This is a genomic window from Streptomyces sp. NPDC015532 (genome assembly GCF_043078065.1).
GTDB lineage: Bacteria > Actinomycetota > Actinomycetes > Streptomycetales > Streptomycetaceae > Streptomyces.
On the sequence record NZ_JBIBSY010000029.1, the window covers coordinates 1 to 20995 of the forward strand.

The 20995-nt window shown below is 71.9% G+C and carries 21 protein-coding genes; 12 read left to right on the forward strand and 9 right to left on the reverse strand.

Features of this window, described 5'->3' with window-relative positions; genetic code table 11:
- On the reverse strand, positions 1–224 hold a 224-nt coding region (locus tag ACF07B_RS42120), incomplete at its 3' end, for an SPFH domain-containing protein (RefSeq protein ID WP_392182838.1).
- A gap of 211 nt (positions 225–435) precedes the next feature.
- Positions 436–1581 carry a cell division protein ZapE gene (gene zapE, locus ACF07B_RS42125; RefSeq protein WP_384236437.1) on the reverse strand — a complete coding sequence of 382 codons (1146 nt, stop codon included), beginning with the start codon at positions 1579–1581 and terminating at the stop codon, positions 436–438.
- Here zapE and ACF07B_RS42130 point away from each other — a divergent pair.
- From ACF07B_RS42130 to ACF07B_RS42150, 5 genes are all read left to right on the forward strand, one after another.
- A complete protein-coding gene (locus tag ACF07B_RS42130) occupies positions 1580–2389 on the forward strand; it encodes a pyrimidine reductase family protein (RefSeq protein ID WP_392182839.1) in 810 nt (269 codons plus the stop codon). The genes zapE and ACF07B_RS42130 overlap by 2 nt on opposite strands.
- A gap of 116 nt (positions 2390–2505) precedes the next feature.
- Positions 2506–2979: an indole-3-glycerol phosphate synthase gene (locus tag ACF07B_RS42135; protein WP_369482356.1), complete on the forward strand. Its 474-nt coding sequence runs from the start codon at positions 2506–2508 to the stop codon at positions 2977–2979.
- A 204-nt stretch (positions 2980–3183) separates the two neighbouring features.
- On the forward strand, positions 3184–4572 hold the full coding sequence (murC, locus tag ACF07B_RS42140; RefSeq protein ID WP_392182840.1) for a UDP-N-acetylmuramate--L-alanine ligase: 1389 nt from the start codon (positions 3184–3186) through the stop codon (positions 4570–4572).
- A gap of 46 nt (positions 4573–4618) precedes the next feature.
- Positions 4619–5026, forward strand: a complete 408-nt coding sequence (gene msrB, locus ACF07B_RS42145) for a peptide-methionine (R)-S-oxide reductase MsrB (protein ID WP_362405151.1) — start codon at positions 4619–4621, stop codon at positions 5024–5026.
- A gap of 521 nt (positions 5027–5547) precedes the next feature.
- Positions 5548–6504, forward strand: a complete 957-nt coding sequence (locus tag ACF07B_RS42150; protein WP_369482353.1) for a hypothetical protein — start codon at positions 5548–5550, stop codon at positions 6502–6504.
- On the opposite strand, the gene ACF07B_RS42155 is transcribed toward ACF07B_RS42150, so the two are convergent.
- Positions 6490–7218, reverse strand: coding sequence for a hypothetical protein (locus tag ACF07B_RS42155; RefSeq protein WP_392182841.1), 729 nt, complete (start codon positions 7216–7218; stop codon positions 6490–6492). The genes ACF07B_RS42150 and ACF07B_RS42155 overlap by 15 nt on opposite strands.
- 409 nt (positions 7219–7627) lie before the next feature.
- Here ACF07B_RS42155 and ACF07B_RS42160 point away from each other — a divergent pair, with 409 nt between their 5' ends.
- Positions 7628–9055 (forward strand): YhgE/Pip domain-containing protein, encoded by a 1428-nt coding sequence (locus tag ACF07B_RS42160; protein WP_392182842.1) that lies wholly within the window; start codon positions 7628–7630, stop codon positions 9053–9055.
- 37 nt (positions 9056–9092) lie between these two features.
- Here the strand turns inward: ACF07B_RS42160 and ACF07B_RS42165 are convergent, their stop codons facing one another.
- Both ACF07B_RS42165 and ACF07B_RS42170 read right to left on the reverse strand, forming a co-directional pair.
- Complete coding sequence (locus ACF07B_RS42165) at positions 9093–9962, reverse strand: LysR family transcriptional regulator (protein ID WP_392182843.1); 870 nt, start codon at positions 9960–9962, stop codon at positions 9093–9095.
- 168 nt (positions 9963–10130) lie between these two features.
- Positions 10131–11099 (reverse strand): helix-turn-helix domain-containing protein, encoded by a 969-nt coding sequence (locus ACF07B_RS42170; protein WP_392182844.1) that lies wholly within the window; start codon positions 11097–11099, stop codon positions 10131–10133.
- 209 nt (positions 11100–11308) lie between these two features.
- Here ACF07B_RS42170 and ACF07B_RS42175 point away from each other — a divergent pair, with 209 nt between their 5' ends.
- Genes ACF07B_RS42175 through ACF07B_RS42195 form a run of 5 tightly spaced genes read left to right on the forward strand, consistent with a single transcriptional unit; the run spans position 11309 to position 15599 of the window.
- Positions 11309–12835: an ATP-binding protein gene (locus ACF07B_RS42175; RefSeq protein ID WP_392182845.1), complete on the forward strand. Its 1527-nt coding sequence runs from the start codon at positions 11309–11311 to the stop codon at positions 12833–12835.
- On the forward strand, positions 12832–13245 hold the full coding sequence (locus tag ACF07B_RS42180) for a roadblock/LC7 domain-containing protein (RefSeq protein WP_369482348.1): 414 nt from the start codon (positions 12832–12834) through the stop codon (positions 13243–13245). The genes ACF07B_RS42175 and ACF07B_RS42180 overlap by 4 nt, the downstream gene beginning before the upstream one ends.
- Complete coding sequence (locus tag ACF07B_RS42185) at positions 13242–13607, forward strand: DUF742 domain-containing protein (RefSeq protein ID WP_369482347.1); 366 nt, start codon at positions 13242–13244, stop codon at positions 13605–13607. Before ACF07B_RS42180 ends, ACF07B_RS42185 begins: the two co-directional genes overlap by 4 nt.
- Positions 13585–14187: an ATP/GTP-binding protein gene (locus ACF07B_RS42190; protein WP_392182846.1), complete on the forward strand. Its 603-nt coding sequence runs from the start codon at positions 13585–13587 to the stop codon at positions 14185–14187. Before ACF07B_RS42185 ends, ACF07B_RS42190 begins: the two co-directional genes overlap by 23 nt.
- Positions 14184–15599, forward strand: a complete 1416-nt coding sequence (locus ACF07B_RS42195) for a cytochrome P450 (protein ID WP_392182847.1) — start codon at positions 14184–14186, stop codon at positions 15597–15599. Before ACF07B_RS42190 ends, ACF07B_RS42195 begins: the two co-directional genes overlap by 4 nt.
- Positions 15600–15652: 53 nt before the next feature.
- Here the strand turns inward: ACF07B_RS42195 and ACF07B_RS42200 are convergent, their stop codons facing one another.
- The 3 genes from ACF07B_RS42200 to ACF07B_RS42210 all read right to left on the reverse strand — a co-directional run bounded on the left by ACF07B_RS42200 (position 15653) and on the right by ACF07B_RS42210 (position 18173).
- The gene (locus tag ACF07B_RS42200) at positions 15653–16897 is read right to left on the reverse strand and encodes a cytochrome P450 (RefSeq protein WP_392182848.1); all 1245 of its coding nucleotides are present in this window, start codon (positions 16895–16897) and stop codon (positions 15653–15655) included.
- A 191-nt stretch (positions 16898–17088) separates the two neighbouring features.
- Positions 17089–17502: a DUF6114 domain-containing protein gene (locus tag ACF07B_RS42205; RefSeq protein WP_369482343.1), complete on the reverse strand. Its 414-nt coding sequence runs from the start codon at positions 17500–17502 to the stop codon at positions 17089–17091.
- Positions 17502–18173 carry a DUF6230 family protein gene (locus ACF07B_RS42210; protein ID WP_369482342.1) on the reverse strand — a complete coding sequence of 224 codons (672 nt, stop codon included), beginning with the start codon at positions 18171–18173 and terminating at the stop codon, positions 17502–17504. Before ACF07B_RS42210 ends, ACF07B_RS42205 begins: the two co-directional genes overlap by 1 nt.
- Before the next feature lie 716 nt (positions 18174–18889).
- On the opposite strand from ACF07B_RS42210, the gene ACF07B_RS42215 reads away from it, so the two are divergent.
- On the forward strand, positions 18890–19555 hold the full coding sequence (locus ACF07B_RS42215) for a Tat pathway signal sequence domain protein (protein WP_384236458.1): 666 nt from the start codon (positions 18890–18892) through the stop codon (positions 19553–19555).
- Between the two features lie 18 nt (positions 19556–19573).
- Here the strand turns inward: ACF07B_RS42215 and ACF07B_RS42220 are convergent, their stop codons facing one another.
- The gene (locus ACF07B_RS42220; protein ID WP_392182849.1) at positions 19574–20533 is read right to left on the reverse strand and encodes a lytic polysaccharide monooxygenase; all 960 of its coding nucleotides are present in this window, start codon (positions 20531–20533) and stop codon (positions 19574–19576) included.
- Positions 20534–20995 lie beyond the last annotated feature (462 nt).

Below are 20995 nucleotides of genomic sequence, written 5' to 3' on the forward strand. Positions count from 1 at the left end.
TGGGCCGGCACGGACAGGGTCACGATCTGCATGTTGACCTTGCGCAGCCGGTCCACGAACGGCACGACCATGGTGAAGCCGGGAGGGCGGACCTCCCCCGCGAGCCGCCCGAGGCGGAGGACGACGCCGCGTTCGTACTGCTTGACGACCCTCGCACCGGCCGCGACGTAGACCACACCGGCGGAAGCGGTCACCGCGATCGCCGCGATGAGTTCCTGGATCATCAGGACCACCTTCCAGGCCGCCCGAATTACCTGATATTTCCACTTTACGTCGCGGGAGCGCGGTCTTTGGCGGGCCCGCCCGCGGGGAAGAGGGCGGGCGGGGCGCCAGGAAGGGCGTTCGGCGGAGTGCCTGGCAACGGGTCCCGTGGAGGGCGGGCGCGGCCGGTGCCGCCCCGCTCTGCGCGGGGCGGACGCGCGAGGAGGACGGATCCTAGGATCCGTCGCCCTCCACGAGCCCCTTCGCGTCGCGGGCGAGCGCGGTCAGCCGGGAGATCGCGCGGAAGTACTTCTTGCGGTAGCCGCCGTTCAGCATCTCCTCGCTGAACAGCCGGTCGAAGGGCATTCCGGAGGCGAGGACCGGTACCTCGCGGTCGTACAGCCGGTCGGCGAGCACGACGAGCCGCAGCGCCGTCGACTGGTCCGGGACGGGCTGGACGTCGGTGAGGCAGACCGCCTTGATCCCGTCCGTCAGGGCGCCGTACCGGCTGGGGTGGACGCGGGCGAGATGGCCGAGCAGGTGCGGGAAGTCATCGAGGGACGCGCCGTCGGTGGCGTACGCGGTCTTGGTGACCTGCTCCTCGGAGAACGGGGCGGGAGCCTCGGGCAGTCCGCGGTGGCGGTAGTCCTCGCCGTCGATGCGCAGCGAACGGAAGCGCGCGGACAGGCCCTGGATCTCCCGCAGGAAGTCGGCGGAGGCGAACCGGCCCTCGCCGAGCTTGCCCGGAAGCGTGTTCGAGGTGGCGGCCAGTGCCACGCCCGCGTCGACCAGTTTGCCGAGCAGGGTGGAGACGAGGACGGTGTCGCCCGGGTCATCGAGTTCGAACTCGTCGATGCACAGGAGACGGTGCCCGGAGAGGGTCTGCACGGTCTTCTGGAAACCGAGCGCGCCGACCAGGTTGGTCAGCTCGACGAAGGTGCCGAACGCCTTGAGCGCGGGCTCCGCCGGGGTCGCGTGCCACAGCGAGGCCAGGAGGTGGGTCTTCCCGACGCCGTAACCGCCGTCCAGGTAGACACCCCGGGGCCCGGCCGGCGTCTTCGGGGCCTTGCCGCGGCCGAACAGCCTCCGCTTGGGCGTACCCACGGCGTGCGCCCCGCCGAGACCCCCGGCGAAGGCTTCGAGGATGCCTACGGCCTCGGTCTGGCTGGGCTGGTTCGGGTCCGGGATGTACGTGGCGAAGCGCACCGAGTCGAAGCGCGGCGGCGGCACCATCTCGGCGACGAGCCGGTCGGCGGGGACGTGCGGCTCGCGGGCGCACAGGGACAGCGGGGCCGCTTCGGCTATCGGGTCGATCGCGGAGGCGGTGGAGGTGGACGACACGGTTCCCCACTCTATGCCGCGTGCCAGACTGCACGTCATGCGACGCCTGTTCCCTGTGACCGATGAAACAGCAGCCGAGGCCTCCCGCGAGGCTTCCGGGGCGGATGCGACGGAACGCGAGTGGGGGCTCGGGGAGCTGGCGGAGGCGTACGCCTATCCCGAGGTCCGGTGGCCCTGGCTCCGGGCCAACATGGTCTCCACGCTCGACGGCGCCGCCCAGCACGACGGGCGCTCGCAGCCCATCTCGAACGCCACCGACATGAGGATCTTCGGTGTGCTCAGGGGGCTCGCGGACGTCGTGGTCGTCGGAGCCGAGACGGTGCGGCAGGAGGGCTACCGGCCGGCCCGCGCGCGTGAGGCCTTCGCGGCGCTGCGGGAGGCCGCCGGGCAGGGTCCCGCGCCCGCGATCGCGGTGGTCACGGCGAGCCTCGACCTGGACTTCGCGCTGCCGCTGTTCACCTCGCCCCTGGTGCCCACACTGGTGCTGACCGGGGCCGCGGCGGCGCCGGACCGGGTCGCCGAGGCCGAGCGGGCGGGTGTGCGGGTGGTGGTCGCCGGGGACGGCATGGGGGTCGACCCCGCGCGTGCCGTACGGGCCCTGGGCGACCTCGGGCACACCAGGCTGCTGACCGAGGGCGGACCGAGGCTGCTGGGCCAGCTGATCGCGGCCGGTGTCCTGGACGAGATGTGTCTGACGCTGGCCCCGATGCTCGCCGCGGGTGACGCCCAGCGGATCGCGGGAGGGCCCTCGGTACCGGTTCCCCAGCACTTCGAACTGGTGTCCCTGCTGGAAGAGGCCGGGTTCCTGTACAGCCGGTACGGTCGATCCGGCCGACAGTCGGAATAGTAGATTCCGTTTCTCTTCGGCCGGGCACACTAATTCGCGCAGTACCCGTGCTGTTACGGGGCAGGATGGTTTCCGCAGGGGGCCGGGACGGCCCACGGACGAGAAGGGCGCCTGTCGTGTTCACGAGCGTATTGATGATCGAGAAGGCCCTGACGTCCGCCGACGTGGAGTTCGTGACCACCTTGCACGGTGACGAGGTGGTCGCCTTCCACGTGCTCCTCCAGCCCCGGGGCGACCAGGCGGACCGGTTGCTGCGGGCCATCGACGACGTCGCGATGGGCGAGCTCGACGAGGCGACCCACGAGGGCGAGACCCCGGAGGGCGAGGAGGCCGCCGGCCAGGGCGAGCGGGCGCTGGAGGTGTCGCTGCTGGCGCTGCGCGGGTCCGGCAGCACGGCCGAGGGCCGGCTCATCGAGGACCATCCCCTCGACGCGCTGAAGACCTTGGTCGACCAGGTGGAGGCCGATGAGGTCATCGTGCTGACCGACCCCCACTACGTGGAGGAGTTCTTCCACCGCGACTGGGCCTCCCGCGCCCGCCACAAGGTGGGCGTGCCGGTCCTGAAGCTGTTCTCGCACAGCAAGGCGTGAGCCTGCTCCCGGTTCCGGGGGCCGGCGTGAGCGGGCTCCCGGAACCGGGGACATGGGGGCGGCCCGGGCGTGAGTCCCCGGGCGCCCGGGCGCGTCCGCCGGTGTCCCTTGTGAGGCGCTGTCCGCCGCACCCCATAGGCTGGGCCCGCGTTCCCCTCGGGAGAGCGCGCCCACCTTCGTACCGGATCTTGGGGAGAAACACGCATGGCACCCGGCCTTCCTACCGCGATGGACCGACCGCACTTCATCGGCATCGGCGGCGCCGGGATGTCGGGCATCGCGAAGATCCTCGCGCAGCGCGGAGCCCAGGTCGCGGGCAGTGACGCGAAGGAGTCCGCCACCGCCGAGGCGCTGCGCGCGCTGGGCGCCACGGTCCACATCGGGCACGCGGCCGGCCACCTCGCCCCCGACGCCACCTGCGTTGTGGTCTCCTCCGCGATCCGCGCGGACAACCCGGAGCTCGCCCGCGCGGCCGAGCTCGGCATCCCGGTCGTCCACCGTTCGGACGCCCTCGCCCGGCTGATGGACGGCCTGCGCCCGATCGCGGTCGCCGGCACCCATGGCAAGACGACCACCACCTCGATGCTGGCCGTGTCCCTGTCGTCGCTCGGCCTCGCCCCGTCGTACGCCATCGGCGGCGACCTCGACGCCCCCGGTTCGAACGCCCTGCACGGCGAGGGCGAGATCTTCGTCGCCGAGGCCGACGAGTCGGACCGCAGCTTCCACAAGTACGCGCCCGAGGTCGCGATCATCCTCAACGTGGAACTCGACCACCACGCCAACTACGCGTCGATGGAAGAGATCTACGAGTCCTTCGAGACGTTCGTGGACCGCGTCACCGAGGGCGGCACGCTGGTGATCTCGGCCGACCACGAGGGCGCCCGCGAGCTGACCCACCGGGTCACCGGCCGCGGTGTGCGCGTCGTGACGTACGGAGACGCCGCCGACGCGGACGTCCGGGTGCTCTCCGTGGTCCCGCACGGCCTGAAGAGCGAGGTGACGGTCCTGCTGGACGGCGCCGAGCTGACCTTCGCGGTCTCCGTACCCGGCCGCCACTACGCGCACAACGCGGTGGCGGCGCTGGCCGCGGGGGTCGCCCTCGGCGTCCCGGCCGCCGAGCTGGCCCCCGCGCTCGCCTCGTACACCGGAGTGAAGCGCCGCCTCCAGCTCAAGGGCGAGGCGGCCGGCGTCCAGGTCGTCGACTCCTACGCGCACCACCCGACCGAGATGACCGCCGACCTGGAGGCCATGCGCGCCGGGGCCTCGGGCCGCATCCTCGTGGTCTTCCAGCCGCACCTGTTCTCCCGTACCCAGGAACTGGGCAGGGAGATGGGCGAGGCCCTGTCGCTGGCGGACTCCTCGGTCGTCCTGGACATCTACCCGGCCCGCGAGGACCCGATCCCCGGTATCACCAGCGAGCTGATCATCCAGGCCGCACGGACCGCGGGCGCGGAGGTGACGCCCGTCCACGACAAGGCCGAGGTCCCGTCCGTCATCGCGGGAATGACGAAGCCCGGTGATCTCGTTCTCACCATGGGCGCCGGCGACGTGACGGATCTCGGACCCGAGATCCTCGCCCGCCTGGCCGAGTGACCGTGGCCCCGTGGCGGGCCTCCTTGAACGTGAGGGGTTGAGCTTCATGTCGTACGACATCGAAAAGCCGGACGAGCAGTGGCGCGCGGAGCTGACCCCGGCCGAGTACACGGTGCTCCGCAAGGCGGGCACCGAACCCGCCTTCACCGGCGAGTACACCGACACCAAGGCGAAGGGTGTCTACTCCTGTCGCGCCTGCGGCGCCGAACTCTTCACCTCCACGGAGAAGTTCGAGTCGCACTGCGGCTGGCCGTCCTTCTACGACCCGAAGGACACCGACGCCGTCGAGCTGATCCAGGACCGTTCGCACGGAATGGTGCGGACGGAGGTGCGCTGCTCCCGCTGCGGATCGCACCTCGGTCATGTGTTCGAGGGTGAGGGGTATGCGACGCCGACGGACCAGCGGTACTGCATCAACAGCATCTCGCTGCGGCTGACCCCGGACGAGGGCTGACGCGGGCTGCATCCCCGAAGGCGCCGAGGCGCCTTCGGGGCGCGACCGGGGCCGGCTCCGCGAAGGCCCGCTGTGGTGGGGCGCCCTCGACTGTGACGTGCCCTCGACGTGGTGGCACCGGGGGGCCTACCTTCTAGGTCCCTCGTTCTTCCCGCGCAGGGGGACTTCATGCCGTCGCTCAGACCGGGGCCGCTCACGGCGGTGCGCTTGCTCCTCCGCCTCCAGATGAGATTCTCCGGAGGCAGGATGCCGGGACACGGCTGGCCTCTCGCGAACGCGCGCCTGTTCATCTGCACGGCGCCCGAGGGGTGCCGCTGGGCCCGGTTCCTGCTCCGTCCCACGAACCGTGATCACTGTCCGGATCACGGACTGAGCACCCGTCATCCCGCCGAGGACGGTGACCGGAACCTGGACGTGAGGTGCCCGGAGCCCGGGTGCGCCGTGGACACGCCCATCGACGCCTACGTCGAGGCCCGTCACCACGCGTCCTTCTTTCGCTGCGCGAGTCATGGGGAGAGCGGATGAGTCAGCTGAGCGCGCTGGGAGTCGTGGACGCGGACCTCACTCCGAGGCTGAAGTTCGTCAACATCCTTCCCTCCGCCCTGCTCATCACCGTGGTGGTAGCGCTGGTTCTCGGCGGTGCGCCTTCCCACGCCCCCACCATGAGCCGGCTTCTCGGCAACGCCGGCTCGCACGGCTGGGCCGGTGCGGTGGTCGCGACAGCCGGCGCGCTCATCGCCGGGCTGCTGCTGCAGCCGCTCGAACTCGCCTCCATCCGGCTCCTGGAAGGCTATGTCAGCCCCACGGGACCGCTCGGGCGGCTGGCCCGGCTGCGCACCTGGGTGCACGAGAACCGCAGGTCCAGGCTTGCCTGGCAGAAGCAACAGCTGCCGGACGAACCGGGCACCGCGACCGCGCGGTTCCGGCTCGCTCTCATGCCCGACCAGGCACCCGTCCTGCCGACCACCCTGGGCAACCGGCTTCGCGCGGCCGAGGAACGGGCCGGCCGTCCCTACGACCTCGACGCCCTGCTGGCATGGCCGCGTCTGTACTACGTCCTTCCCCAGGACGTGCTGCGCTCGATCTCGGACGACCGCAACCAGCTCGACACCGCGGCCCGGCTGTGCCTCTCCTTCGCTCTCACCTCGGCCACCACGGCCGGACTCCTGCTGACGCACCCGCGGTGGCTGGTGCTTCCGGCGGTCTTCGCCGTGCTGTCGTGGTGTGCCTACCGGGCCTCTGTCCACGCGGCCACGACCTACGGGGAATCGGTCGCGGCGGTGTTCGATGTCTACCGGCTGAAGCTGTTGCAGGAGATGAACCTCGCGATGCCGGCCGACACGACGAAGGAACGCGCCCTCAACAAGCGGCTCATGTACTACTGGTCCCGGGACGACGACACCGCGCGGCCCCGCCCGCTGACGTACGACACCGGCAGCGGCGGATCCGGTGGACAGGGCGGTTCAGCGGGTCCCTGACACCTCGTCGGACGTACGGATCTCGATCCCGCCGAGCAGCGAGAGCCCCTTGATGTGGAGGGTGGGCTTCGCCGGCGGACCGGGAGCGAGCGGCTGCGGTCGGCGCCAACCGGCGGAATAGCGCTCGACCTTGAGATCCCAGTCCGCCGGGACCACGATGTCGATCCCGCTGAGCACGGCCGTGACGTCGAGTCTGGCCTCGTGTCCGACCCTGCCGTTGCTGTCGACCGTTTCGTGGAGCCGTGCTCCCCGCAGGTCGATCACACACCCGCTGGCGACGGCGGTGACCGTGGCGAGGGAGAACTCCCCGCGCGGCCACACCACGCTTCTCGCCTCCGCCACCGAGATCAGGCGTGTCACGAGCGACCCGTCGACGGAGGGCGTGGTGATCGCCATGCCGACGAGCATGAACGTGCCCGCGAGCAGCAGCGCCAGAGGCCACAGGTAGGGGCGGACGGAGTCGGGGAGGGGGTCGCGGGTCAGGAGGAGGAGCAGACCGCCGGCGAAGGCCACGGCCAGGGGGCCGCGGAGGACGTTCTTGGTGGCGAGGAGAAGCCGGAGGGTGCCGCCGAGTCCGAGGGCCACCAGGGCGAGGGGCCACCAGTCGCGCAGGACGGTGAGGAGGTGCGCTGTGGGCGCGAGTCTGTCCACCAGGGCAGCGAGACCGGCGGCGGACAGCGCCAGTGCGATCCATATGCGCAGATGGCTTCTCACGGAAGCGAACGTTAGCCCATCGTTCGTACACCCGGCGCAGGCGGCGGACGGATCCCCGTCGACGCGGTTCACAGCACCTCGCGGCACCAGGGGCGACAGGATGAGCGTGCCCGGGAGCAGCGGGATCCAGACCGTCAGGACGCTGTGGCCGATGACGTGTTGAGCCCGGGGTGGTCGCCAGACCGTCCCGGTGCCGGAGGTGTCGACGCTGGTGTCGGATGCCCGGTGGGCTCGGTGGGGTGTGGGCTGCGAGTCCCGGTGGCGGACCTTGTGCCCGGGGGTTCGGCGAGTCGGCGTCCGAGGTGCACGCGTACCCCCGATCCTGGCCTGACGTGCGGCCCTGGACTCCCCGGCCGGGGGCCGCGCGCCCATCGCCGCTCCCGTGCCGCCCCGGAACCTACGGAGAACCATGGACGCCGACAGCCATCACCCCGCGGACGACGGCGCCGAGGAGCCCACGCGCGGGGCGGGCGCGGACGACGGTGCCGTCACCCGCCCCGGCGGTCGCGACGGTACGGACGACGGCGCGGCCGCCTCCGCCGGTGCCCCCGCCCAGGCGCGCGCCGCCACGCTCCTGCGGCGCCCGAAGCTCTGGCTGGTGCCCACCGTGCTGACGGGGCTGCTCGCACTTCTGCTGTCGCTGCTCTACATGGGCGGCATCGTCAACCCCAACGGGCATCTGCGTCACCTGCCGATCGGCCTGGTCAACGAGGACACCGGTCAACCGCCCCCGGGGCAGCGGCAGAACGCGGGCACCCAGGTCACCGCGGCCATCGTCGGGGGCGACACCTCCGGCACGGCCCGCTGGCGCAGACTCACCCGCGCCCAGGCCCAGGACGAACTCTCCTCCGGCAAGATCTACGGAGCCCTCGTCGTCCCCCGGAACTTCACCGACTCGCTGACCGCGCTGACCACGGCGAACGCCACGGTCCGGCCCACCATGACGGTGCTGACCAACCCCGGTATGGGCAGCCTCGGTTCGTCCCTCGCGAGCCGGATCACCACGGCGGCCGCCCAGCGGAGCTCCACGACCATCGGCAAGCAGCTGACGGCGTCCCCGGCGACCGCGCGGGCGGACGCCACCACGCGGCTGCTCCTCGCCGACCCCGTCCAGGTCGTCACCAGGATCGGACACCCCATCGGCGCGCACAGCGGTCTCGGGCTGAGCGCGTTCTACTACACCCTGCTCCTGGTGCTGGCCGGCTTCCTCGGCGGCAACCTCATCAGCACCGGCGTCGACACGGCCCTCGGCTACGCCGACAACGAGATCGGCCCCTGGCACACCCGCCGCCCGACCGTGCCGATCAGCCGCACCCAGACCCTGCTCCTGAAGATGGTCATGACCGCCGGGATCACCGTGCTCACGGTCTCCCTGGTCATGCTGGCCACCGTCGCGATCCTGGGCATGGACGCCACCCACCTGCCGTTGCTGTGGATCTACTCCTACTGCGCGAGCCTGGCCGTCGGACTGGGCGTCCAGGCGATCAACGCGGCGTTCGGCGGGATCGGGCAGCTCGTGTCCATGTTCGTGTTCATCGTGCTGGGCCTGCCGTCCTCGGGCGCCACCGTCCCGCTCCAGGCGGTCCCCGGCTTCTACCGGTTCCTGTCCGTGTTCGAGCCCATGCGCCAGCTCAGCGACGGGGTGCGCGCCATCCTGTTCTTCGACGCGCGGGCCGACGCCGGGCTCGGCCGCGCCTGGCTCATGATCACCGTCGGCTCCGTGCTCGCCCTCGTCTTCGGCTTCGCGATGACCCGCTACTACGACCGCAAGGGTCTGGACCGGCTGACCCCCCAGCCGCCCGCCCGTCCGTCCACCCGTCCCGCGGCGTCCGCCTGAGCGGGGCCGGCGGCTCGGCCGGGGCCGGAGCGCGTCCTCAGGTCATGTGCCGCAGGAGCGCGCCGACCGCGGGAGGGGGATCGCCCCGGGGGTGCACCATCATGATCTTCCAGTGCGGCGCGTGCCGGGCGAACGCGTGGGTCCAAAGGCCCGGGAACCGTCCCGCGATCGAGGCGGGCATGACACAGACGCCCAGGTCGTTGCGGACGAGCTCGGCCGCGGCCACGATGTCGTCGACCTCGAAGGCCGTCTCCCGTTCCACACCGGCGGCACGGAACGCCCGGTCCGTACAGAGACGGATCGCCCAGCCCGGCGCGAAGTCCACCAGCGGCAGCCGGGCCGCCTCGGCGAGGGTGACCGTGCCGTCGGGGCCGGCTCCGCCGAGCGGGCGTGACGGCGCGGAGACCAGCACCATCTCCTCGTACGACAGCAGCCGGGTCACCAGACCGCGCTGCCGCTGCCGGTCGAGTGCGACCACGGCCAGGTCGACACTGCCCTCGCGCAGCCCGCGTCGGATGTCGCTCATGGACCCCTGCCGCAACCGCACCACCACGCCCGGATGCTCGGCCCGCAGCGCGGCCAGCGGCCGGTGGAGGTCGGCCCAGACGCCCTGCGCCGTGCCGATGGTGACCCGGCCCCGCAGGTGTCCCCGGACCAGGTCGACGGTCGCCCGCGCCTGTTCCGCCGCCCGCAGAGCGGCGCGCGCCGCCGGGACGAAGGCCTCGCCCGCCGGGGTCAGGGACACCCGGTGCGTGGTGCGGTCGAACAGCGGGGTGCCCAGCTCCCGCTCCAGCGCGAGGACGGCGCTCGACACGGCGGACTGCACCACGTGCAGCCGCTGGGCCGCCGCGGTGAAACCGCCCTCCTCGGCCACCGCGACCACGACCTCCATCTGCCGCAGATCCATCTCCACTCCCGGGGCAGCAGCCCGTCGTCCACCGGGATCCCGTCCTGGACCGGGATTCCGTCCTGTACCGATTGTCCCAGGACGTGATCGTCCGTGGGCGCGGCGGAGGTGGCGGCCGGGGGCGGGCCCGGGTGGGTGGTGGTACGGGGGAGGGGCCCGGGTGCGCGGTCACGTCCCGCGGACACCGTTGCGCATCTCGCGCGGGCTCACCCCGAAGCGCTGCCGGAAGGCGGTGCTCAGCGCGCTGGCCGACGAGAACCCCGAGGCGTAGGCCAGATCGGTGATCGTGAGGTGTTCGCAGTCGCCGCAGCGGAGCCGTTCGCGGACCAGACGCAGCCGCTCCTCGCGGATCAGGTCGCGGGGGGTGGTGCCCGCGTGCTGAAGGGCGAGCTGGATCTGGCGCAGCGACCAGCCGAGCGCGCGCGCCATGGACGTACCGGTGAGGCCGGGGTCGGCGGCGTTCTCGCGGACGTGGCGGCGCACCACCGTCTCCACGTCGGACAGATGACGGCCGCCGTCGGGGCGGTCGTCACCGGTGATGAGCATGCACAGCAGTTCCACCACCCGGTCGGACACGGCGTTGAACTGGGCATCGGTGAGATCGTCGCGCTCGGCGTACAGACCGTCGAGCATCGAGCGGACGACACGGCCGAGACCCCTGCTCAGGTCGAGGCCGGTGGCCAGCGGCGACTTGCGGCTCAGCGGGCCGTCCAGCTCGCGGGCCGGGATCGTGAGGACGAACGCCTGCGTGGCGGCGTCCTGGACACACTGGAACGGCGACCCGAACGAGACGAGCGTGCCCGTCCCCGGTGTCAGCCGTGCCTCGTGACCGTCCTGGCGCAGGACGATCTCCCCGGTCAGCGGCAGCAGTAACCGGTAGTCCTCGTCGGGCTCCTCACGGATCTGCCGTGCGGTCCTGCTGTACTCGATCTCGTCCGACCGGAACCTGACGAGCTGATACGCCTCGGAGCGCTGACGGACCGTCTCGCCGCGGAAGTCGTCGGTGCGGCTGTACCGGTAGCCCATCCGGGACTGGTACGACCCGATGTGCTCGCTCCAGAAGTCGGTTCGCTCCGACGATTCCACCGCACCCGTCGACCGGGCTTCCACCAGGTAGTTCCCCGTGAGCAAGGCCACCATCGACTCCCGTACGGATGAGGGCAGTTACACCGTGTCAGCCTAGTGCACACAGCCGGTGCGCATGGCGGCAACTTCCTTGCGCGCAGGGGAAAGCGCGAACGCCGACGCGCGGCTACCGTCATGCGCCCCGCCAACTCGCGCCCCACCCCTCACTGTTCCAGCTCGTGCCCCAGCAATGCGTTTCCGCATAAGAGGACTTGAGGACCATGATCGAACGGATACCGGAGGCCGCGTCCTGGTTCCTGGCGGCCGGACTGCTCGCCGTCACCGTGCTGCTGCTGCGTCAGCGCGGGATCAGCACGCGGCAGCGCCGGCGGACCGACGATCTCACGGAGGACCTGCGGGCCCGCGACGAGGAGCTGCGCCATCTGGCCGAAGTCCGCCTGTCCACCCTGGAGGACGCCCCGCACCCGCACGCCACGCCGGGCGTCCCGGCCACCGCTCCGCTCGAAGCCCGCCTGACCGGCACGGACTTCGCGAAGCACCTCGACAGCGTCCTCGAACACTTCTCGGAAGCGGTGGGACACGCACAGGCGCGGGCCGACCGGTCCGCGAAGTCCGCGCTCAAGGCGTCGATGCGCTCGATCCAGGCCCTCGCCAACGAGCAGCAGGTGTCCATCGCCGAGATGCAGGACCGGCACGATCACCCCGACGTCCTGCGCGACCTGCTCGAAATCGACCACACCAACGCCCAGTTCGGCCGCCGCGCCCAGGCGATCGCCGTCCTGTGCGGCTCCTGGCCCGGACGGCAGCGCGGTACCTCCGAGCTGATCGAGGTGGTGCGGGGCGCGACCTCCCGCGTCCGGGACTACCGGCGCGTCCGCGTCAACGGACAGGTCGACATCGCCGTCGAGAGCCGTGCCGTCGAACCGGTCGTCCTCGCCGTCGCCGAACTGCTGGACAACGCGGCACGCCACTCGCAGCCCGACACCACCGTCGAGGTCACCGTCCAGGCGGCGCACAACGGCGCCTGCGTGGTCATCGACGACGCCGGTGTCGGCATGGACGGAGGGGCGGTCGAGCGCGCGGCCGGACTGCTGACCGGCCGCGACCTGGTGGACGTGACCCGGCTCGACGACCCTCCGCAGTTCGGCTTTGCCGTCATCGGCGTACTCGCCGCACGGTACGGATTCAGCGTCTCGGTCGACACCCGGTCCCCGTACGGCGGCGTGCGAGCGGTGGTGTTCCTGCCCACGACACTGCTCACGCATCCGGCCCCGGCCGTGGCGGCACCCCCGTGGGCCGAGCCCTCGCCGCCGGCCCGAAGGGCGACGGGCGCGCCGCCGGTGCTTCCCACCCGGCGGTCGGCCGAGCCCGTCGAGACGACGACGGCCGGCGGCCTGCCGAAACGGCGGCGCCGGGTCCCGGGGCCGCCGGGCCTCGCGGGACAGTCCGCCGCCGTGCCCGCCGAGGACGTCAGCGCGCGGTCGGCCGAGGAGAACGCCCGGCGCATGGGGGCGTTCGCCCGAGGCACCCGCTTCGGCCGCGCGGAGCAGGACACCACCGGCATCCCGGCCGCCCCCGAACCGCCGCACACTCCCGCGAGGCCCGAGACCCTCGCGCCCGCCGACGGCTCCGTGACATCGGAGGACGCCCCCGTGCCGGGGGAGACGAGCGTCTCCGGGGCGGTGGACGGCCCCGGAGCGTCGGCGGACGGACCCGAGGTGCCCACGAGCGCCGCCGGGACCCCGTACGGAACACCGCACTCGATCGAAGGGAGCACACAGGGATGACCGCGCCCATGACCAACGAGCTGGGGTGGATGCTCGACGAGGTCCTGAAGGTGCCCGAAGCCCGGCACGCGATCCTGCTGTCCACCGACGGCATGCTCCGCGCCCACTCCGCGGACATCGGCAGGGACGACGCCGAGCGGCTGGCCGCCGGCCTGTCCGGCGTGCAGTCGATCAGCCGCAGCACCGCCGAGTTCTGCGGCAGCCCGGACACGCCCTGGCGGCAGACCCTGATCGAGTTCGCGCACGGGTACGTCTTCCTCGTCGCTGCGGGCGAGGGCACCCACCTCGCGGTGTCCACGACCGAGAACGTCGACATGGAGGCGGTCAGCTACCGCATGCACAAGATGGTCGACCGACTCGGCAAGGAGCTGACCAGCCCCGCCCGGCAGGACACCGGCAGCCCGGCATGACACCGCCCGGACGTCGTCCCGGGGAACGGCTGGTGCGGTCGTACGTCGTCACCGGCGGCCGCTCACAGCCCACACGCAACACCCTCGACCTCGTCACGCTGCTGATCGCCGCCGCCGGCCCGCCGCTCACCGGGCTGAGCCCCGAGGCGCGGCGGCTGATGGAACTGTGCCGCCCCGGGGCCCTGTCGCTGGCCGAGGTGGCTGGCCATCTGGAACTGCCCGTCAGCGTCACCAAAGTGCTGGTCGCCGACCTGATGGACAGCGGTCACCTCGTCACCCGCGCGCCGATCCCCTCCGCCGGTCCGCCGACCGACACCCGCGTTCTCCAGGAGGTGCTCGATGGACTGCGCTCCCGCCTCTGAGACCGCGTATCTGCCCGACGGCGTGCGGAACGCCGTGAAGCTGCTGGTCGTGGGCCACTTCGCGGTCGGCAAGACCACGTTCGTCGGCGCGCTCTCCGAGATACGCCCGCTGCGCACCGAGGAGGTCATGACCCAGGCCGGTTCCCTCGTCGACGACTTGACGGGCACCCGGGACAAGGTCACCACCACGGTCGCCCTCGACTTCGGCCGCGTCACCCTCAACGACACGCTGGTCCTCTACCTGTTCGGCGGCCCGGGGCAGCGGCGCTTCACCGGACTCTGGCGGGACCTGACGCGCGGAGCGCTCGGCGCCCTCGTTCTCGCCGACACCCGCCACCTGGACCGTTCCTTCGAAGTCATGGGCCTGCTGGAGGAGTTGGAGGTTCCCTACGCCGTGGCCCTGAACGACTTCGACAACAGGCCCGCGTACAGCCTCGACGAGGTGCGCGAGGCCCTCGACCTGTTGCCCTCCACCCCGCTGCTGCGCTGCGACGCCCGCGACCGGGTCTCCGCCACCGAGACCCTGATCGCCCTCGTCACCCATCTGCTGGCCCGCACCGGCGAACTGGAGAACGCGTGAACGCCGTACCTCCCCCCGGCTGTCCGGCCCGTCAGTCCCTGTACGGGCCGGAGTTCGCGGCCGATCCGACGGAGGTCTACCGACGGCTGCGGGAGTCGGGACCGACCGCGCCCGTCGAACTCGCCCCCGGCGTCAGGGCCACCCTCGTCACCGGGTACGACGCCGCGCTGCACGTCCTGCGCAGCCCGGAGACCTTCTCCAAGGACCCGCGGCACTGGAGGGATCTCGCCGACGGCACCGTCCCGGCGGACAGCCCGGTCCTCCCGATGATGATGTACCGGCCCAGCGCCCTGTTCACCGACGGCGAGGAGCACGGCCGGCTGCGGGGCGCCATCACCGACACGCTCGCCCGCGTCGAGTCCGCCACGCTGCGCGGCTACGCCGAACGCAGCGCCGACACCCTCATCGACCGGTTCGCGCCGCGCGGCACGGCGGATCTGCTCGGCGAGTACGCGCAGGTCCTGCCGCTGCTCGTCTTCAACCATCTCTTCGGCTGTCCCGTCGGGCACGGCGTCCGGCTGGTCGAGGGCATGTCCGGGATGTTCGACGGGGTGGACGCCGAGAAGGCGTACGACCTGCTCATCGACACGCTGCTCGACCTGGTCGCGCTGAAGCGGCACCGGCCGGCCCCCGACCTGACGTCCTGGCTGATGGAACACCCGGCCGCGCTGACCGACGAGGAGCTGATCCACACCCTCGCCGTGCTGATGGGGGCAGGCACCGAACCGCAGCAGAACCTGATCGCGAACGGCCTGCGGCTGCTGCTGTCCGACGAGCGCTTCGCGGGCGACCTGTCCGGCGGGACCCTGCCGGTGGAGGACGCCCTCGACGAGGTGCTCTGGACCGACCCCCCGATCGCGAACTACGCCGTGCACTACCCGCGGTACGACGTCGTGTACGAGGGCACGCCCCTGCGCGCGGGCGATCCACTGGTGGTGAGCCTCGCCGCCGCGAACACGGACCCGGCGCTGACGAGCAGTCAGCGCACGGGCAACAGGGCCCACTTGGCGTGGAGCGCCGGTCCGCACACCTGTCCCGCGCAGGGTCCGGCGCGACTGATCGCCTCCGTCGCGGTGGAGAAGCTCCTGGACCGGATCCCCGACATGGAACTGACGGTTCCCGTGGAGGACCTCCGGTGGCGTCCCGGCCCGTTCCACCGCGCGCTCGCCGCCCTGCCGGTGAGCTTCCCGCCGGCCCCGGCCGTCGAACGCTCCGGGAACGCACGGCCCGGGGACGGGCGGTTCCGGGAGGGACGGTCCGGCGGCGGACGGTTCGGGGACGGTCGCGTCGACGGCCCGGAGCGGTCGTCGTCCGACCCCTTTCCGCCGCCCGCGTTCGAGCCCTGGGCCCCCGAGGCCGGCCGCCCTCGGAGCGCCTGGGCGCGGGCGGCCGCCTGGTGGCACGGGGAATGACCCGAGCCAGGAGCCCGGGAACCCGGACCCCGGGAATCCGACCTGGGAGGTCCCTAGGAAAGACGGACCGGCAGTGAGCGGTGGCCGTTGGAGATGAAGGAGTCGACCGGCCTCAGTTCCTCCTCGGGGACGGCGAGCCGGAGATCCGGGAAGCGGGCGAACAGGGCCGGCAGCGCGACCTGGGCCTCCAGGCGGCCCAGCGGCGCGCCCAGACAGCGGTGCACACCGTGGCCGAAGGCGAGGTGCTCCTTGTCGACGCGGGTGACGTCGAACTGATCGGCGTCCTTGCCGTGGCGCTCGGGATCGCGTCCGGCGGCGGCGTAGGCCGCGAGGATCGCCTCGCCCTCGGCGATCACGGTCCCGTCGGGGCCGCCGAGTTCGGACAGAGCGATGTCCTCGACGGCGTACCGCAGCGGCAGACTCGCGACCGGCGCGTCCGCCCGCAGCGTCTCCTCGACCACGTCGTCCCAGCCGGCACGGCCCTCCCGGACGTGCGCGAGCTGTTCGGGACGGGTGAGCAGGGCGTGCACGGCGTTGTCGATGAGGTTGACCGTCGTCTCGTGACCGGCGCTCACCATGAGGATCAGGGTGTCCAGCAGTTCCTGTTCGCTGAGCGCGCCGCCGTGCTCGTCGTCGCGGGCCGCGATGAGCCCGGAGGTCAGGTCATCGCCGGGCGACTCCCGTTTGGCTGCGACGAGTTCGCTCAGGACGACGAACAACCGGCCGTAGGCGGACGTCATTTCACCCGGGTCGGCCGAGGTGTCGAACATGCGGTCCACCAGCTCGCGCAGCTCGGGACCCCGCTCCTCGGGCAGTCCGAACAGTTCGCTGATCACCTGGATCGGCAGCGGATAGCAGAACTCCTCGCGCAGGTCGACGACCTGGGAGCCGTGCCCGGCCTCCGCCACGCGGTCCAGGAGCTGCCGGGTGATCTCCTCGATGCGCGGCTGGAGCGCTGCCGTGCGGCGGGCGGTGAACGCCTTGGAGACCAGCGTGCGCAGACGCCGGTGGTCACCGCCGTACGCGGTGAACATGTTCCGTACGGACACCCAGGCGAACAGCGGCCACTCGGGCGTGATCACGCCGTTCGCCAGCAGGGGCCAGTGCCGCCGCGCGTCCTTGGACACCCGGGGATCGGTGAGCAGCCGCTTCAGCAGCTCGGGACCGCTCACCGCCCAGGCCTCGACGTCCCCGGGAAGCTCCACCCGTGCCAGTGGTCCGCTCTCGCGGATCCGGGCGGCCTCCCCATGGATGTCGCGTCCGGTCACGTCGATCACCAAAGGACGTGGACTTTCCATCAGGAACCTCCCGGCAGCCGAACACCTATACGCATACGGCGCGTCACGCTACGCGACGGCGCGGGGCCCTCGGTCCGCGCCGGGTGCCGGCTGCGTACGGTGTCAACTTCCCTGCGCGTAGAGGCAATTCCGTCTCCCCTGGGCGCGCGGGCAAGCCAGTGGGGGGTCGGGTTCCCGCCGCACCGTCCGCCTCAGGCGTGCTCGCGGCGCAGCAGCCGCCTGCGCGGCTTCTGGTCGGGGAGCCAGCCGAAGGCGAGGCTGCTTCCGACGACTCCGAGGAGCAGGCCGATGAAGAAGCCGCCGAGGTTGGAGGTGACCCAGGTGCCGAGCGACAGCAGGATCCCCAGCAGGGAGTAGAACAGGCGCTGGGCCGGGTTGAAGAGGATCAGCAGGCCGCACAGCAGCATCACCGTGGGCAGCAGGTAGCCCGCGAGGCCCTGCATCCCGATGTGCAGGACGACCTTCAGCGACGCCTTCTCGGTGAGCAGGATCTCCGCCCCCGCCAGGGTGAGCAGCAGCCCGCCCCAGAAGGGGCGGTTCGCGCGCCACCGCCGGAAGGCGTCCCTCAGGTCCCGTGAGTCGTCCGTCCGCGCTTCGGTACGCATCAGCAGGCTTGGTCGCTGAAGCGGAGCTTGAGGCCCGGGAGCTTGAACACCCCGGCCGTCGTCGCGTAGTTGGTCTGGCGCAGGTTCGCGATGCGCACGGTGTCGGCCTGCTGGCTGAACACGCCCTTGGGACCCTGGACCCCGGCCTTGTCGAGCGTGCTGGCGTCGTTGCCGATCTCGATGTTGTTGAAGGAGGCGTTGCCGGACAGTTCCGTGGAGTCGGTGGTCAGGTTGGTCGCCTGGACCTTGTCCGCCCCGCTGCCGGCCGTGATGAGCAGGTTCGTGCCGCCCAGGTCGACGCTCTGGCACAGGTGATCCAGGGTCGCGTTCTTGATCGCCGACGTGACGATGAGGACCTGGCCGCCCGTGTCGCCGGCGTTCGGGCTGTCCTCGGCCATGTTGTCGAGGCCGCCGAACTGCTCGAAGCCCGTACCGTTCAGCTCGGTCGCGGTGACCGTGAACGGCATGCCGGAGATGGCGAACTGGACACCGAGGGCGCCCTGTGCCGTCGCGATCATCAGCCCCGCGGCGACCGCGGTGGCGGGCAGCGCCATCACGGCGGCGCGGCGCAGCCGGACCCGGCCGCGCCGCTCCTGTCCGGCGGCTGAACCGCTTTCCGGGGTCTCGGGCGTGGAACCGTTGGACGCCGTGGCGTCCGAGGACGAAGCCATGTCTGCTCCCTGGGCACGTTCGATGCTGGTATCGATGCGGGTGGGGCTCAGTGGCACGTTGTCCTGGCGCGGACAGCGGCTGCCGCGTACGCCTCCTCGCGCCTCCCGGCGGTTGCAAGGGCTTTCTCGTTACGCGGCAGTAGCCTTCGAGGAAGTTACCGGGGGTTACATGCACGGGTCAAGGCACGTGTGGGAAACCCGTGCCTGTTGTGCCCCACCCGTGAACACGCGTCGCCCGGAGAGCCGCGCTGACCTCCAACTTCCCTTCAGCGCCTTGACGTTGACCCTCCATCAGGTCTACAACTCTCCCTGTTTCCCGGATCCGTGGCGCCGGATCCGTCCACCGACGCGCCCACCTCCCGGACCCCGCTCTCTGCGGGGCGGTCATGGCGTGTTCCGGAGCGGCCCTGGCACGTACGCCGAACAGGCGCGCCCCTCGGCCACTCCCCGAACCCGTGGCACCGGCGCGGTCGCCTTCCCCCCGAGGGCCGTACCGGTCGCCCGGCTGTCGCCGCCGGCCCGTGGCGCACGGAGAAGGCGTCACGGACCGGCGGCGGTCCATCACCGCACCACTCCCGCGGGCGGGCCCCGCTGTCCCGGCCCGCCGTCGCGCGCGGCCCGTTCGACCCCGCACACGCGCCAACCTTCTCGACCCGCACCCCCGCGCCCCGGCGCGGTCAGGCACCCACACCCCCATCGGAGAAGAGGCACCCCCCATGCGTACTCGATCCCTGCTCGCCCTCGTCGGCGCCGTCGCCGCTCTCTCGGCGTCCGCGATCGTCCCCGCCTCCGCGGACGACGTCGCGGTCCTCACCACCGGCAGCGCCGGCGGAACCCCCGTCGCCGTCGGCGACGTCCTCACCGCCTCGCTGGCGAGCGGCACCAACGCCACGCTCTACTCCAGCAGCACCGGAACGAGCGGCGTCTCCTGTTCCGCGTCGACCTTCACCGCGACCGCCGCCGACAACCCGGCGTCCCCCGGCACGGCCACCGAAACCCTCACGGGCCACACCTTCGGCGCCAGTTCGTGCAGCAGCAACGTCGTCGGCGTCCTCGGCGTCACCAGCATCACGGTCGACAACCTGCCCTACAGCACCGCGGTGGGCTCCGACGGAAGCGTCACGGTCACCCCGGCCGCCGGCTCCACCATCCAGACCACGGTCAAGCTGCGCTCCCTGCTGGGCACGCTGACCTGCGTCTACCGGGCGGCGAGCCTCACCGGGACGACGGACAACTCCGACAACAGCCTCAGCTTCACCAGCCAGCAGTTCACCAAGTTCTCCGGCTCGTCACTGTGCTTCGCGAACGGCTACTTCACCGCGAAGTACGCCCCCGTGACCGACACCAGCCAGGCGGACAGCCCGGCGGTGTTCGTCAACTAGCCCCCACGGGAGCCCGGTTCACTGCCGGCGTCGCAGCACGACCGCGACGCCGGCAGTGAGCAGCAGGGCCGCGCCGGCTCCTCCGGCGACCAGGGGGAGTCCGGGGCCGCCGCCCGAGGTGCTCTCGGCGGCGGGTGCCAGATCGTCGGTGCCCGCCTTCGCGGACTCCGAACCGGCCGCGGGGGAAGGCGAGTCGGTGGACGGCGACGGGACCTCAGGACTGGGTGCCGTGGACGCCGACCGTGTCGCCTTGGGGGTCTTCTTGGCGCTCTTGCCGGCGGAACCACTCCCGGCGGTCCCCGGGGTCCCGGTGCTCCGGGCCGGCTTCGAGGCCCCGCTCCCGCCGGAGAACACCACGTCCGAGCACGAGTAATAGGTGTCCGTCGTGCTGGAGTTCTGCCAGATCGTGAACAGCATCTGGCGGCCGGTGCGGTCGGACGGCAGCGTCGCGTTGATCCGGTAGGCACCGCCGACCAGGGCGGGATCGGTGACCGTGGCGAACGGCCTGTCCGGCAGGTCGGACCACTTCAGCGGCCGCGTCGGGCTGTAACCCTGCTTGGTCAGATAGAGCTTGAAGGTCCCCGTGTGCGCGATCGTCGAGCTGTACTTCATCGTCATGGCCGCGCCGGGCGTCAGACGCGTGGCCGGGAAGTCGGAGCGGGCCAGGTCGAGGCCCTTGTAGGCGGGCAGACCCCCGCTGCACAGCTTTCCGTCCGGGATCACCGAGCGGTCCCGGCCGCCCACCCCGCCCACCCGCAGGTTGTCCCACGCCGTGAAGGGCGAGCCGTTCGCGGCGATCGCGGCCTGGCAGGCCGCCGTCCTGTTCTGGCTGCCGCCTTCGGGCGAGCACGCGTACACCCGGCTGACCGGAGACGTCGGCGCGCCGTGCGCCGACGCGGTGCCCGCCGCCCACGTCGTGAGCAGCAGCGGAGCCGCCAGGGCGACAGCGGCCGCGGTGGCGGTGCGGTAGGCGGTCATCCGGAACGTCTCCTCGGTGCGTGGGCGAAGCGGCGGGCCACCGTGCGCGGCCGGGTCGCACTCCTCGCACGGGGTACGGGGGGATACGGATCCGGAGCGTGGAGTGTTCAGCCGGATCCGCAATCCGCGCGAATCGGGACCACCTCGTCGTGTCACGGGCGGGCGAGGGCCTGACACCGGCCGGATCGAGGGTTTTCCCGCTATCCCTCCGCCGGGCCGCCTGCCTATGGTTCAGCGCGACCGCCGAGGGCAGCCGCGCGTCCCGGATCCAGGACAGGGCCGCGCGGGACCGCGACGGTCGACGGCTCGAAGCCGACCGATCCAGGCCTTGTCGTCACATCCCCGTCTGTCTTTCGGGCGGACGACGGGGATGTGGCGACAGGGCCTGGGCCGACCGCTGGGCTCTACGGGGGGAGGGGCCGCTCGGCGCGCACCGCGTCGGACGGCCCCTTCTGTTCTGCC

Bases quoted from the DNA above. Each gene is read 5' to 3' on its own strand.
- ACF07B_RS42130 (WP_392182839.1), top strand. From the start codon at position 1,580: ATGCGACGCCTGTTCCCTGTGACCGATGAAACAGCAGCCGAGGCCTCC.
- zapE (WP_384236437.1), bottom strand. From the start codon at position 1,581: ATGACGTGCAGTCTGGCACGCGGCATAGAGTGGGGAACCGTGTCGTCC.
- murC (WP_392182840.1), top strand. From the start codon at position 3,184: ATGGCACCCGGCCTTCCTACCGCGATGGACCGACCGCACTTCATCGGC.
- msrB (WP_362405151.1), top strand. From the start codon at position 4,619: ATGTCGTACGACATCGAAAAGCCGGACGAGCAGTGGCGCGCGGAGCTG.
- ACF07B_RS42150 (WP_369482353.1), top strand. From the start codon at position 5,548: ATGAGTCAGCTGAGCGCGCTGGGAGTCGTGGACGCGGACCTCACTCCG.
- ACF07B_RS42160 (WP_392182842.1), top strand. From the start codon at position 7,628: ATGGACGCCGACAGCCATCACCCCGCGGACGACGGCGCCGAGGAGCCC.
- ACF07B_RS42165 (WP_392182843.1), bottom strand. From the start codon at position 9,962: ATGGATCTGCGGCAGATGGAGGTCGTGGTCGCGGTGGCCGAGGAGGGC.
- ACF07B_RS42175 (WP_392182845.1), top strand. From the start codon at position 11,309: ATGATCGAACGGATACCGGAGGCCGCGTCCTGGTTCCTGGCGGCCGGA.
- ACF07B_RS42180 (WP_369482348.1), top strand. From the start codon at position 12,832: ATGACCGCGCCCATGACCAACGAGCTGGGGTGGATGCTCGACGAGGTC.
- ACF07B_RS42185 (WP_369482347.1), top strand. From the start codon at position 13,242: ATGACACCGCCCGGACGTCGTCCCGGGGAACGGCTGGTGCGGTCGTAC.
- ACF07B_RS42190 (WP_392182846.1), top strand. From the start codon at position 13,585: ATGGACTGCGCTCCCGCCTCTGAGACCGCGTATCTGCCCGACGGCGTG.
- ACF07B_RS42200 (WP_392182848.1), bottom strand. From the start codon at position 16,897: ATGGAAAGTCCACGTCCTTTGGTGATCGACGTGACCGGACGCGACATC.
- ACF07B_RS42205 (WP_369482343.1), bottom strand. From the start codon at position 17,502: ATGCGTACCGAAGCGCGGACGGACGACTCACGGGACCTGAGGGACGCC.
- ACF07B_RS42210 (WP_369482342.1), bottom strand. From the start codon at position 18,173: ATGGCTTCGTCCTCGGACGCCACGGCGTCCAACGGTTCCACGCCCGAG.
- ACF07B_RS42215 (WP_384236458.1), top strand. From the start codon at position 18,890: ATGCGTACTCGATCCCTGCTCGCCCTCGTCGGCGCCGTCGCCGCTCTC.
- ACF07B_RS42220 (WP_392182849.1), bottom strand. From the start codon at position 20,533: ATGACCGCCTACCGCACCGCCACCGCGGCCGCTGTCGCCCTGGCGGCT.